Raw genomic sequence first — 12,288 nt, forward strand, 5'->3', positions numbered from 1 at the left:
TCCAAGATTGCCGCTGCGGCGGCGTATCCGCGGAGACGGTCCACGGATAAGGGCCCAAAGCCGCGTTGCTGGTCGCTGCCATCGAGTACGCGGCATTACCAGCAGACCCGCCGGGTCCGCGGGGTATTACGCGACCGCGGATGGCTTCGTGCCGATGTGCCGTTCGAGGCTGTGCACTGTCGACACCTACCTACGGATCACCCACCGCGACGGGTGGAGCACCGGCCCTTAACGATGGACCGCGAACGTGCGCAGTTGTACGTCATATGCGCACACTCGCGCCGAACGGCGTTACGTCCCCAAGCAAACCGATGCTTCGGCGGTGTAGCACAAGAATGTCAGGGTCTCCTGCATGTACAGCTGCACGGTGTCCGCGTCGTGGGACAGGTAGCCGATCGCCACGTCGGTGCCGAGTTGCAGGTCGAAATCCCCACCGCGGGTGGTCAATACGAATGCCCCGTCGATTGCGGGCGCCCAGATGATGTCGCCGTCGACCAGTCGGTGCAGGTGCTCGCGGATCGGGTAGCCGTGCTCGGTGGTCTCGCTGACCTTCGTATACGCGTCGGCCGACAACAGCACCGAATACGGGCCGTCGACACCGGCCAAACGCAGGCCCGAAAGCGCCTGCGAAATAACGTCGGGGAAGTCGCGGGCATCCTCGGGCAGCGTGAGCGCCGGGTTGGAGCTAGCGCTGCGGATCCCTTCGATCGACGCCGCCGGATACCCCTCGAAGATGGCCCGGTCTTCCACGAACGCCAGCTTCTTGGCGGCCGTCTTGACCGGATCCCAGTCGGCGTCCTGGGCGCCGCGCTCCACGTCGTCGATCTCCTCGCGTGACAGCGTGAACGGAACCCGCAGCCGCACAAGCGGTTTGCTGGCCCGCAGGTGCGCCACCACGCCATCGGTAGGCGCCTTCACATCGGTCAGCCGACCGGTGCCGACTGCCGCCATGGTGGGTCCACCCGGCCCGCTGACATCGACCACCCGGCGCCCGGCGATGTGGCGCTTGAACGTCCGCGTCGCCTCCAATTCGATTTCGTCCCAGGCGGCCTCGGTGATCGGCGCCAGCTCGCGGTAGAGGTTGTTCATTGCGGGTTTCCTTTCAGACTGCCGATCGCCAATGATCCGTCTTCCGATTCGGACTCCACCGCGGGAGCGGCTGCACCCGGCAGTGGTGGCGGATCGTCGAGGAAGTCGACGGTGGGGGAGAAGAACATCCCGCCGGTGACCGCGGTGGAGAAGTCCAGGATGCGGTCGGTGACACCCGGCGGATCACCGAGAAACATGTTGCGCAGCATCTGCTCGGTGACGCCCGGACTGCGGGAATAACCGATGTAATACGTGCCGTATTCGCCCTTACCGACCTCACCGAACGGCATGTTGTGCCGCACGATCTTCAATTCGTTGCCCTCGTCGTCTTCGACCTTGTTCAGCGCGAGGTGCGAGTTGGCCGGCTTGTCGTCGTCGTCGAATTCGATGTCTTCCAGCTTCGTTCGGCCGAACGCCCGCTCCTGCTCGGTGACCGACAGCGAATTCCAGCCGGCCATATCGTGGATGTACTTCTGCACGTGCACGTAGCATCCGCCGGCGAAGTCGGGGTCCTCGTCGCCGATCTGTGTGGAGCTCGCCGCCAGCGGGCCGTCGGGATTCTCGGTGCCGTCGACGAATCCGAGCAGATCGCGGTTGTCGAAGAACCGGAAGCCGTGCACCTCGTCGACGACCGTGACCGCGCCGGACATCGCGTCGATCAGCCGGGTGGCCAGCTCGAAACAGACATCCATTGTCTCGGCCCGGATATGGAACAACACGTCGCCCGGTGTGCCCGGAGCGACGTGTCGTGGACCCTGCAGTTCGATGAACGGATGCAGTTCAGCGGGCCGCGGGCCCGCGAACAAGCGGTCCCAGGCATCGGATCCAATCGAGGTGACCACCGACAGCCGTTTTGATGGATCACGGAATCCGATGGCGCGCACCAGCCCGGAGATGTCCGCCAGCGCGTCGTGGACGGTGTCTTCGCCGCCCTCGTCGATGGTGACCACAAGAAAGATCGCGGCCGGCGTCAACGGAGCAAGGATCGGTTGCGGCTGCACGTCGGGCACGTCTTGACCCTAACGTCCCGGCCGGTGCCGTGATGAAAGGATGAGGACATGGCGGCGACGGCAGAGGGCCTCTGCGAATTCATCGACGCGTCGCCGTCGCCGTTTCACGTCTGCGCGACCGTCGCCGAACGGCTACGCGCAGCCGGATACACCGAACTAGCGGAGGCCGACGAATGGCCGGCGTCGGGGAGGTTCTTCATCATCCGGGCCGGTTCGCTGGTGGCCTGGAACAGCGGCGCGGACGGCCCGTTCCGGATCGTCGGCGGCCATACCGACAGCCCCAACCTGCGGGTCAAGCAACACCCCGACCGTCAGGTCGCCGGCTGGCAGATCGTCGCGTTGCAGCCGTACGGCGGCGCCTGGCTGAACTCGTGGCTGGACCGCGACCTGGGTATCAGCGGGCGGCTGTCGACCAGCGACGGCACTCACCGGCTGGTCCGCGTCGACGACCCGATCCTGCGGGTGCCGCAGCTGGCCATCCATCTGGCCGAGGACCGCAAATCGGTCACCCTGGACCCGCAGCGTCACGTCAACGCGGTGTGGGCGACAGGTGAGACGGGCGCGTTTCTCGACTACGTCGCCGAGCAGGCCGGCGTCGATCCCGGCGATGTGCTCGGCTTCGACCTGATGACCCACGACTTGACGCCATCGACAGTCATGGGCGTGGACCGCGCGTTGGTCAGCGCGCCGCGGCTGGACAACCAGGCAACCTGCTACGCGGCGACTGAAGCCTTCCTGGCCGCGCAGCCGAGCGGACACCTGCCGGTGCTGGCGCTGTTCGACCACGAGGAGGTTGGCTCCACCTCCGATCACGGCGCCAACTCCGAGCTGCTGCTGACGACGTTGGAACGGATCGTGCTGGCGGCCGGCGGCGGCCGCGAAGACTTCCTGCGCCGCCTGCCCGGGTCGATGGTGGCCTCCGGCGACATGGCCCACGCCACGCACCCCAACTACCCGGACCGGCACGAGCCCGGCCATCAGATCGCCGTCAACGCGGGTCCCGTCCTGAAGGTCCAGCCCAACCTGCGCTACGCCACCGACGGCCGCACCGCCGCGGCGTTCGCACTGGCCTGCCGGCAGGCCGGCGTCCCGCTACAGCGTTACGAGCATCGGGCCGACCTGCCCTGCGGCTCCACGATCGGCCCGATGACGTCGGCCCGGACCGGCATCCCGACCGTCGACGTCGGCGCCGCCCAGCTGGCCATGCACTCGGCGCGGGAGCTGATGGGCGCCCACGACGTCGCCGCCTACGCGTCGGCGCTGCAGGCGTTCCTGACGCCCAGCTAGCCGCTCACCGCTGGGTCACCGGCGCGTAGCGGATGACGTTTTCCACCACCTTTCCGTCGCGGGTGCGAACCCGGTCGAGCCCGCGGATCGCGAACGGCCCGTCCGGGCCGGTGCCTTCGCCGACGTAGTGCAGGAAGACCAGCTGCTCGCCCGCAGTAGCGCCGGGAACTGTCGCGCTGTCGACGAGCTCGAGCCGCAAATCCGGTGCAGCGGCCAGTAATTCGGCGATCTTCGCCGTATACGCCTCGACGCCGCGCACCGGTTCGGGCTCGTCGGGCCAGTAGCCGACGATGTCGTCGGCCAGCACGTCGAACCCCCGCGACAGGCTCGGAGCGTCCCAGTACGCCGCCCACAGCTCGGCGCTGAACGTCGGGGCAGCGGACTGAATGTCGGTCATGGCGTCCTCCAGGGATTCCGGCGCTCCGGATGAGCGCGTCGTATCGAGCGTGCGTCGACGGCCTGCGGCCGCGCAATTACCTGCGAGGTCATCGCGGCGGTGCGCCGGCGTGGTTAGCGTTTGCACATGACCGACGCGACGGTTGGTGTGTTGCTGCGTGAATGGCGCGCGCGTCGGCGGGTGAGCCAACTCGACCTCTCGCTGAATGTCGGCGTGTCGGCACGGCATCTGAGCTTCATCGAAACCGGCCGCTCCCGGCCCAGCCCCGAAATGGTGCTGGCGCTGGCCGACGGCCTGGACATACCGCTGCGAGAGCGCAACACGCTGCTGCTGGCCGCCGGCTATGCCCCGCGCTACCCGGCGCGGCCGCTGGCCGACGACGCGCTCACCCCGGCGCGTGCCGCCGTGCAGCGGCTTCTCGACGCGCACGATCCGTATCCGGGTGTCGTGATCGACCGGTGCTGGAACATCGTGCAGGCCAACGCCGCGGCGGCCGCGCTGACCGCCGGCGTGCCGGAGGCCGTGCTCGGGCCGCCGGTCAACGTGTACCGGCTGTGCCTGCACCCCGATGGTCTCGCCGGCCGAACCCTCAATTTCGAGGAATGGGCGGGGTACCTGCTCCAGCAGCTCCGCCGCACGATCGCGCTCACCGGCGACCCGCAATTGCAGGCACTCGACGAGGAGGTCCGCGCCTACCCGGGCGTCGCCGCACTAGCGGGACGCAACATCTCGCCTGACACGGCGTCGCTGCTTGTTCCGCTCGAACTCGCAATTGATGGCGGACAACGGCTTTCGATGTTCACCACATTGACGACGTTCGGAACCCCGCTCGACGTCACCCTGTCCGAGCTTGCGGTCGAGTTGTTCTATCCGGCCGATACCGAAAGCGCCGAATTGCTGCGCGCAAGTGGGTCCATCAGCTCGGCCGGGTGAGTACGGTCGCGGCTATGGCACTCAAGGTGGAAATGGTCACGTTCGACTGCATCGATCCCGCGAAGCTGGCCGGCTGGTGGGCCGAGCAGTTCGATGGTCAGGCTCAAGAGTTGATTCCCGGCGAATTCGTCGCTGTGACCCGGGCCGACGGGCCACGGCTGGGCTTTCAGAAGGTGCCCGATCCCACGCCGGGAAAGAACCGGGTGCACGTCGATTTCAGCGCCGCCGATGTAGACGGCGAGGTAGCGCGGCTCATCGCCGCCGGCGCCACCGAGGTCGGCCGGCACAGCATCGGAGACAGCTTCCGATGGGTGGTGATGACCGACCCCGTTGGCAATGCCTTCTGCGTCGCCGGCAGTTAGCTACAGCCGCTTGGCCAGTAGCTGCTCGGCGAGTTCGGCGCCCTTACGGCTGTCCGACTGCGCCTTGCGGAACAGGTCAGCGACTTCCTTGTCGCCGTCGCGCTCGGCGTCCTGGATGTAGGTCTCCAGCCGCAGCGCGTTGTCCAGGCATTTCTCCGTGTACCAAATGAGGTTGTAGTTCTTGTCTTTGGTGCCAGTGATGGTCCCGGTCTCGGCAGTCCCTGAGGTCATGAGTCCTCCTCTTTGATCGTTATTGCCGGACCCTGTGCGGCTACCCATCCAATCGCCATGCAAACGCTGGCCGCACGAAAATCGACTGTGAAACCAGGGCGGAAAAACGGCGCGAACGTCGCCCTGCATTAACAGTCGACGCCGAGGATTCACACTCGACCAATGAGCGAGTCGGCGAGGTAACTAAGCTGTGTCCGTGACCTCCGGCCTCACCCACGCGGTGGATACCGTCGAGCGGGCCGCAGCCACCCCTGATCAGCCGCAGCCGTTTCGCGAGCTGGGCCTCAAAGACGACGAATACCAGCGCATCCGCGACATCCTCGGGCGCCGGCCCACCGACGCGGAACTGGCCATGTACTCGGTGATGTGGAGCGAGCACTGCTCCTACAAGTCGTCCAAGGTCCACCTGCGCTACTTCGGCGAGACCACCACCGACGAGATGCGGGCGTCGATGCTGGCCGGCATCGGCGAGAACGCCGGCGTCGTCGACATCGGCGACGGCTGGGCGGTCACTTTCAAGGTGGAATCGCACAACCATCCCTCCTACGTCGAGCCCTACCAGGGCGCGGCCACCGGGGTAGGCGGCATCGTGCGCGACATCATGGCGATGGGCGCGCGACCGGTGGCGGTGATGGACCAGCTGCGCTTCGGGCCCGCCGACGCCCCGGACACTCGCCGCGTCGTCGACGGCGTGGTGCGCGGCATCGGCGGCTACGGCAATTCGCTTGGGCTGCCCAACATCGGCGGCGAGACCGTCTTCGACGCCTGCTACGCCGGCAACCCATTGGTGAACGCGCTGTGTGTCGGCGTGCTACGCACCGAAGATCTTCACCTGGCGTTCGCGTCGGGCGCCGGCAACAAGATCATCCTGTTCGGCGCTCGCACCGGGCTCGACGGCATCGGCGGAGTGTCGGTGCTCGCGTCGGACACCTTCGCCGGCGACGAGTCCGGGCCGGGCCGCAAGAAACTGCCGTCGGTGCAAGTCGGCGACCCGTTCATGGAGAAAGTGCTCATCGAGTGCTGCCTGGAGCTCTACGCCGCCGGCCTGGTGGTCGGGATCCAGGACCTCGGCGGGGCCGGATTAGCCTGTGCCACATCGGAATTAGCGTCAGCAGGCGACGGCGGCATGGCCATCGAACTGGACACCGTCCCGCTGCGCACCAAGAACATGACACCCGCCGAGGTGCTCTGCAGCGAGTCGCAGGAGCGGATGTGCGCGGTGGTCACGCCGGAAAACGTGGACGCGTTCATGGCGGTGTGCCGCAAATGGGACGCGCTGGCCACCGTGATCGGTGAGGTCACCGACGGCGACCGGCTCAAGATCACCTGGCACGGTGAGACGGTCGTCGACGTGCCGCCGCGCACCGTGGCCCACCAGGGGCCCGTCTACCAGCGCCCGCTGGCCCGCCCGGAGTCGCAGGACGCGCTGAACGCCGACCGGTCCACCCGGTTGCCCCGGCCGGCCACCGGCGACGAGCTGCGCGCGACTTTGCTTGCGCTGCTGGGCAGTCCGCATCTGTGCAGTCGCGCGTTCATCACCGAGCAGTACGACCGCTATGTGCGTGGCAACACCGTGCTGGCCGAGCACGCCGACGGCGGCATGCTGCGCGTCGACGAAACCACCGGCCGCGGCATCGCGGTGTCCACCGACGCGTCGGGTCGCTACACCCAGCTGGATCCCTACACCGGCGCCCAACTTGCGCTGGCCGAGGCGTACCGCAACGTCGCCGCCACCGGCGCCACCCCCGTCGCGGTCACCAACTGCCTCAACTTCGGCTCCCCGGAGGATCCCGGGGTGATGTGGCAGTTCGCCCAGGCGGTGCGGGGGTTGGCCGATGGCTGTGCGGCGCTTGGCATTCCGGTCACCGGAGGCAACGTCAGCTTCTACAACCAAACCGGCTCGACGCCGATCATGCCCACGCCGGTCGTCGGTGTGCTGGGTGTCATCGACGATGTGAGCCGTCGCCTGCCCACCGGCATGGGCACCGAACCCGACGAGTCGCTGCTGCTGCTCGGCGACACCCGCGACGAATTCGACGGCTCGGTCTGGGCGCAGGTCACCGCCGATCATCTGGGCGGCGTGCCGCCGCAGGTGGATCTGGCCCGCGAAAAGCTGCTCGCCGAGGTGCTGACCGCCGCCTCCCGCGACGGGTTGGTGTCGGCGGCCCACGACCTGTCCGAAGGCGGCCTGGCGCAGGCCGTGGTGGAATCGGCGCTGGCCGGCGAAACCGGTTGCCGCATCGTGCTTCCCGAGGGCGCCGACCCGTTCGTGATGTTGTTCTCCGAGTCGGCGAGCCGGGTTCTGGTCGCCGTGCCGCGCACTGAGGAAAGCCGGTTCGTCTCAATGTGCGAGGCGCGCGGGCTGCCCGTCGCCCGTATCGGCGTCGTCGACCAGGGGTCGGATTCGGTGGAGGTCCAGGGACTGTTCACGGTGTCGTTGGCCGAGCTGCGCAGCACGTCCGAAGGGGTGCTGCCGCGACTGTTCGGGTAGCCCATGAGCGCTTCAGTCGACGACGTCACCACCGTAGCGTTACCGACTCGCGGCAGGCATCCGCTGCTCGTGTGGGCATGGAGCCTGCTGCGGCTGAAATTCGTCGGTGTGGCGTTCGGCGCCTTGTTCTTTTGCTTGTCGCTGACGCCGTCACTGCTGCCCCGGGATTGGCTGTTTCAGGGGCTGATCGGCGGCATCAACGCGGCGTTCGGCTACGGACTGGGCGTGCTGATCGGCAAGACCGTGCACCGTGTCGTGCTGCGCAACGCCGGCTGGTGGCCGCCGCCGGCGCGGGTGCTGTTCTGGATGAAGGCGGCGGTGGTCGCCATCTCGCCGACGGCATGCGTGCTGATGCTCGTCCCCGCCGCATCCTGGCAGCGGCAGGTGTCGGCGCTGATGGGCATCCAAGGGCCGACGACGCCGGCCTACCTGCGGACCCTGATGGTCGCGATCGCCGTAAGCGCGTTGCTGGTAGCGGCATTTCGGGCCGTGATCGACGCCATCAAGCTGCTGGCCCGAATGCTGATCAGACGCTGGCACATCCACGACGAGGTGGCGTTGTTCATCGGCACCGCGATCGTGGTGGCGCTGCTGGTCACCCTGATCAACGGCGTCCTGGTGCGCGGATTCTTCGCCGGGGCCAACAAGATCTTCGAACCGCAGAACAGCGAAACACGCGAAGGCCTGACCCAGCCGACCCTACCCGAAAAGTCAGGCAGCCCAATGTCATTAGCACCGTGGGACACGCTGGGTTATCAGGGCCGCAACTTCGTCGCCACCGGCCCGCACGCCGCCGAGCTCACCCGGATCAACGGCCGGCCCGCGCGGGAACCCATCCGGGTGTATGCCGGGCTGCACACCGCCGAGGACGACGCCGGCCGCATGAAAGTCCTTGTCCGCGAACTCGAACGCACCGCCGCCTCCGACCGCAAGGTGCTGGTCATCGTCCCCACCACCGGCACCGGTTGGATCAATCCGGTGGCCGCCCGCGCGATCGAGATGATGTACAACGGCGACACCGCGATCGTCGGTGTGCAGTATTCCTATCTGCCAAGCTGGATTTCGTTCCTGGCCGACCGACAGAAGTCGAAGGATTCCGGGCGGGCCCTGGTCAACGCCGTCCACGACTACTGGCAGCAACTCCCGGCCGATCACCGGCCGAAGCTGGTGCTCTACGGCGAAAGCCTGGGCTCGATGGCCGGACAGAGCGCGTTCGGATTCCTTCCCGACATTCCGAGGATGGGCTTCGACGGCGTCTTGTGGGTCGGCCCTCCGCACGAGAGCCCCCTCTGGCATGCGCTGATGGTGCGACGCGACCCCGGCACCCCTGAGGTGCAGCCGCGCTACGACAACGGGCGGACCGTGCGGTTCTCCGAGGCGGTCACCAGTGACGACGTCGCCCGCATCGCCGAGCCGCCGTGGGACGGCACCCGAGTTCTGTTCCTGCAGCACCCTTCCGACCCCGTCGTGTGGTGGTCGCCCGATCTGTTGTTCACCCGGCCCGACTGGCTGGTCGAACCGCCCGGCCAGGACCGCACCGCGGCGATGAGCTGGTATCCGGTGGTGACGTTCTGGCAAGTCAGCGCCGACCTGACCGACGCCGAAAGCATGCCCGGCGGCCACGGTCACAACTACGGCGACATCGTGCTCGACGGCTGGGCCGCGGTCGCCCCGCCAGAGGGCTGGCAGCCGAGCGACACAGAACGCATGCGCCTGGCGCTGAAACAGACCGAAAGCGCCGACGGACCCGAACACTGATGAACTCCAACGCTTTTCGCGCGCTAACGCTGGCGGGGGCGCTGGTCGGCTGGAGCTTTCTCGGTCCCCGGGTTCGGATGCCGTGGCGTGTTGTGGCGCAATCCGGTCTGGCGGGGCTGCTGGTCCTGGTGACCCGTGCGCCGTTGGGGCTGGCTGGGCCGCGGCTGTGGGCGGGACTGCGGATCGGGGCCGCGGCAGCGCTTCCCGCGGCGACCGGTGTCGCGACGACAACAGCGGTGCCGGTCGTGCGGTTGTCGATGGCCGACCGGGAGCTGCCGCGGCCGACACCGGTCTGGCTGATGCTGCGGATACCCGTGGGGACCGTCTGGGCAGAGGAGGCCGCGTACCGCGGGGCGTTAGGCGCCACGGCCAGAACAGCTTTCGGTGAAACACGCGGACGGCTGCTGCAGGCCGCCGCGTTCGGGCTCTCGCATATCGCCGACGCCCGCGCCACCGGCGAACCGGTGCTGCCCACGGTCGTCGCCACCGGCATTGCCGGCTGGGTATTCGGTTGGCTCGCCGAGCGTTCCGGCAGCCTGGCGGCCCCGATGCTGGCACACCTGGCGATCAACGAGGCCGGCGCCGCCGCGGCGCTGGCGGTGCAGGCGCATGGCCGGGCGTCGTAAAGCCGACCCGGCCCAGACCCGCCAAGCGGTGCTGGCCCTCGAGGAGTGGCTGCGCGACGACAGCCGGCCCACACCCGACCGCGCCGAGTTGGCGGCCGCCGTGCGGCTCACCGCCCGCACCCTGGCCGAGCAGGCGCCCGGCGCCAGCGTCGAGGTCCGCATTCCGCCGTTCGTCGCGGTCCAGTGTGTCGCCGGGCCGCGGCATACCCGCGGCACCCCGCCCAACGTCGTCGAAACCGATCCGCGCACTTGGCTTCTGCTCGTCACCGGGCTGTTGAAGGTGCCCCACGCCCAGGCCACCGGATTGCTGCGCCTGTCCGGTTCCCGGGCCGGCGAGATCGCGACCTGGCTACCGCTCGTGAGCTTGTGACTTTTGTGACACACGCGACGGCTGAAGTCTCCTGGGAACGATCTTTTGCGCGAAGCCGTTAGCAAGGTGCGCAACACGCTCGTCCGATTCGGTGACTCGACGGTCGTCCCCGTAGACTCCGTTACGTCACCAATCGCGCCCCAGGGAGCCGCCACACCGTGACCGCCCAGCAGCCGCCGCCCGAGGAAAATCCGCCCGGCGAAGAGTGCGGCGTATTCGGCGTATGGGCGCCCGGCGAAGAAGTCGCCAAGCTCACCTATTACGGCCTGTATGCCTTGCAGCATCGCGGCCAGGAAGCCGCCGGCATCGCGGTCGCCGACGGCTCGCAGGTGCTGGTGTTCAAGGACCTCGGCCTGGTCAGCCAGGTGTTCGACGAACAGACGCTGGCGGCCATGGAAGGCCACGTGGCGATCGGCCACTGCCGCTACTCCACCACCGGCAACACCACCTGGGAGAACGCACAGCCGGTCTTTCGCAACACGGCCGCAGGCACCGGGGTGGCGCTCGGACACAACGGCAACCTGGTCAACAGCACCGCGCTTGTCGCCCGCGCCCGCGACGCCGGGCTGATCAACACCCGGGTGCCGGGTGCGGCCACCACCGACTCCGACATCCTGGGCGCACTGCTGGCCCACGGCGCGGCGGACTCCAGCCTGGAGCAGGCGGCCCTGGAACTGCTGCCGACCGTGCGGGGCGCGTTTTGCCTGACCTTCATGGACGAAAACACCCTCTACGCAGCGCGTGACCCGCACGGGGTGCGGCCGCTGTCGCTGGGCCGGCTGGACCGCGGCTGGGTGGTGGCGTCGGAAACCGCGGCGCTGGACATCGTCGGCGCCTCGTTCGTGCGTGACATCGAACCCGGCGAACTGCTGGCGATCGACGCCGACGGTGTGCGCTCCAGCCGCTTCGCCAACCCGACCCCCAAGGGCTGCATCTTCGAGTACGTCTACCTGGCCCGGCCGGACAGTATTCTCGCCGGCCGGTCCGTGCACGGAGCCCGCGTCGAGATCGGGCGTCGGCTGGCGCGCGAATGCCCGATCGACGCCGACCTGGTGATCGGCGTCCCCGAGTCCGGCACCCCCGCCGCGGTCGGCTACGCGCAGGAGTCCGGCATCCCCTACGGGCAGGGGCTGATGAAGAATGCCTACGTCGGGCGCACGTTCATCCAGCCGTCGCAGACCATCCGCCAACTCGGCATCCGGCTCAAGCTCAACCCGCTCAAAGAGGTCATCCGCGGCAAGCGGCTGATCGTCGTCGACGACTCGATCGTGCGCGGCAACACCCAGCGCGCCCTGGTGCGGATGCTGCGCGAGGCCGGCGCCGTCGAGGTACACGTGCGGATCGCGTCGCCGCCGGTGAAGTGGCCATGCTTCTACGGCATCGACTTCCCGTCGCCGGCCGAGCTCATCGCCAACGCCGTCGAGGACGAAGACGAGATGCTCGAGGCGGTACGCCATGCCATCAACGCCGACACGCTGGGCTACATCTCACTGCGCGGCCTGATCGCGGCCACCGAGCAGCCCACCTCGCGGTTGTGCTCGGCCTGCTTCGATGGCCAGTATCCGATCGAACTGCCCAGCGAAACGGCGCTGGGCAAGAACGTCATCGAGCACATGCTGGCCACCGCGGCACGCGGGGCGGCGGCGCAGAGCGCCGAGGTATCCCCGGAGGCCGAGCAGGCATCCGTGCTGCGGCACCCGTAGCCGATGGCGGCGTGGGTGCCGACCGGTAGCC

General features: G+C 68.1%; 12 protein-coding genes. 8 read left to right on the forward strand and 4 right to left on the reverse strand.

Going from position 1 to position 12,288, the window contains the following annotated elements; all coding sequences use genetic code 11:
- Window positions 1-291: 291 nt before the first annotated feature.
- Both G6N47_RS10960 and G6N47_RS10965 read right to left on the reverse strand, forming a co-directional pair.
- On the reverse strand, window positions 292-1,089 hold the full coding sequence (locus G6N47_RS10960) for a family 1 encapsulin nanocompartment shell protein (RefSeq protein ID WP_083130937.1): 798 nt from the start codon (window positions 1,087-1,089) through the stop codon (window positions 292-294).
- Window positions 1,086-2,099 (reverse strand): Dyp-type peroxidase, encoded by a 1,014-nt coding sequence (locus G6N47_RS10965; RefSeq protein WP_083130936.1) that lies wholly within the window; start codon window positions 2,097-2,099, stop codon window positions 1,086-1,088. Before G6N47_RS10965 ends, G6N47_RS10960 begins: the two co-directional genes overlap by 4 nt.
- 48 nt (window positions 2,100-2,147) lie before the next feature.
- Here G6N47_RS10965 and G6N47_RS10970 point away from each other — a divergent pair, with 48 nt between their 5' ends.
- Complete coding sequence (locus G6N47_RS10970) at window positions 2,148-3,386, forward strand: M18 family aminopeptidase (protein ID WP_083130935.1); 1,239 nt, start codon at window positions 2,148-2,150, stop codon at window positions 3,384-3,386.
- Window positions 3,387-3,390: 4 nt separating this feature from the next.
- Here G6N47_RS10970 and G6N47_RS10975 read toward each other — a convergent pair whose 3' ends face one another.
- Window positions 3,391-3,783: a nuclear transport factor 2 family protein gene (locus G6N47_RS10975; RefSeq protein WP_083130934.1), complete on the reverse strand. Its 393-nt coding sequence runs from the start codon at window positions 3,781-3,783 to the stop codon at window positions 3,391-3,393.
- 126 nt (window positions 3,784-3,909) lie between these two features.
- On the opposite strand from G6N47_RS10975, the gene G6N47_RS10980 reads away from it, so the two are divergent.
- Window positions 3,910-4,716 carry a helix-turn-helix domain-containing protein gene (locus G6N47_RS10980; RefSeq protein ID WP_083130933.1) on the forward strand — a complete coding sequence of 269 codons (807 nt, stop codon included), beginning with the start codon at window positions 3,910-3,912 and terminating at the stop codon, window positions 4,714-4,716.
- A 14-nt stretch (window positions 4,717-4,730) separates the two neighbouring features.
- Complete coding sequence (locus G6N47_RS10985; protein WP_083130932.1) at window positions 4,731-5,078, forward strand: VOC family protein; 348 nt, start codon at window positions 4,731-4,733, stop codon at window positions 5,076-5,078.
- Here G6N47_RS10985 and G6N47_RS10990 read toward each other — a convergent pair whose 3' ends face one another.
- Window positions 5,079-5,309, reverse strand: coding sequence for a hypothetical protein (locus G6N47_RS10990; protein WP_083130931.1), 231 nt, complete (start codon window positions 5,307-5,309; stop codon window positions 5,079-5,081). It lies immediately after the preceding gene.
- Window positions 5,310-5,499: 190 nt separating this feature from the next.
- Between G6N47_RS10990 and purL the strand changes: the two genes are divergently transcribed.
- The 5 genes from purL (at window position 5,500) to purF (ending at window position 12,257) form a co-directional block, all read left to right on the forward strand.
- Window positions 5,500-7,800, forward strand: a complete 2,301-nt coding sequence (purL, locus tag G6N47_RS10995; protein ID WP_179966378.1) for a phosphoribosylformylglycinamidine synthase subunit PurL — start codon at window positions 5,500-5,502, stop codon at window positions 7,798-7,800.
- A 3-nt stretch (window positions 7,801-7,803) separates the two neighbouring features.
- Window positions 7,804-9,558 (forward strand): alpha/beta hydrolase, encoded by a 1,755-nt coding sequence (locus tag G6N47_RS11000; protein ID WP_083130929.1) that lies wholly within the window; start codon window positions 7,804-7,806, stop codon window positions 9,556-9,558.
- A complete protein-coding gene (locus G6N47_RS11005; RefSeq protein WP_083130928.1) occupies window positions 9,558-10,184 on the forward strand; it encodes an Rv0804 family intramembrane glutamic endopeptidase in 627 nt (208 codons plus the stop codon). The genes G6N47_RS11000 and G6N47_RS11005 overlap by 1 nt, the downstream gene beginning before the upstream one ends.
- Window positions 10,168-10,554, forward strand: coding sequence for a sterol carrier family protein (locus tag G6N47_RS11010; RefSeq protein ID WP_083130927.1), 387 nt, complete (start codon window positions 10,168-10,170; stop codon window positions 10,552-10,554). Before G6N47_RS11005 ends, G6N47_RS11010 begins: the two co-directional genes overlap by 17 nt.
- Before the next feature lie 158 nt (window positions 10,555-10,712).
- Window positions 10,713-12,257: an amidophosphoribosyltransferase gene (gene purF / locus G6N47_RS11015; protein ID WP_083130926.1), complete on the forward strand. Its 1,545-nt coding sequence runs from the start codon at window positions 10,713-10,715 to the stop codon at window positions 12,255-12,257.
- The last annotated feature ends 31 nt before the right edge of the window (window positions 12,258-12,288 follow it).

Origin of the sequence: Mycobacterium branderi (assembly GCF_010728725.1) — a bacterium.
GTDB lineage: Bacteria > Actinomycetota > Actinomycetes > Mycobacteriales > Mycobacteriaceae > Mycobacterium > Mycobacterium branderi.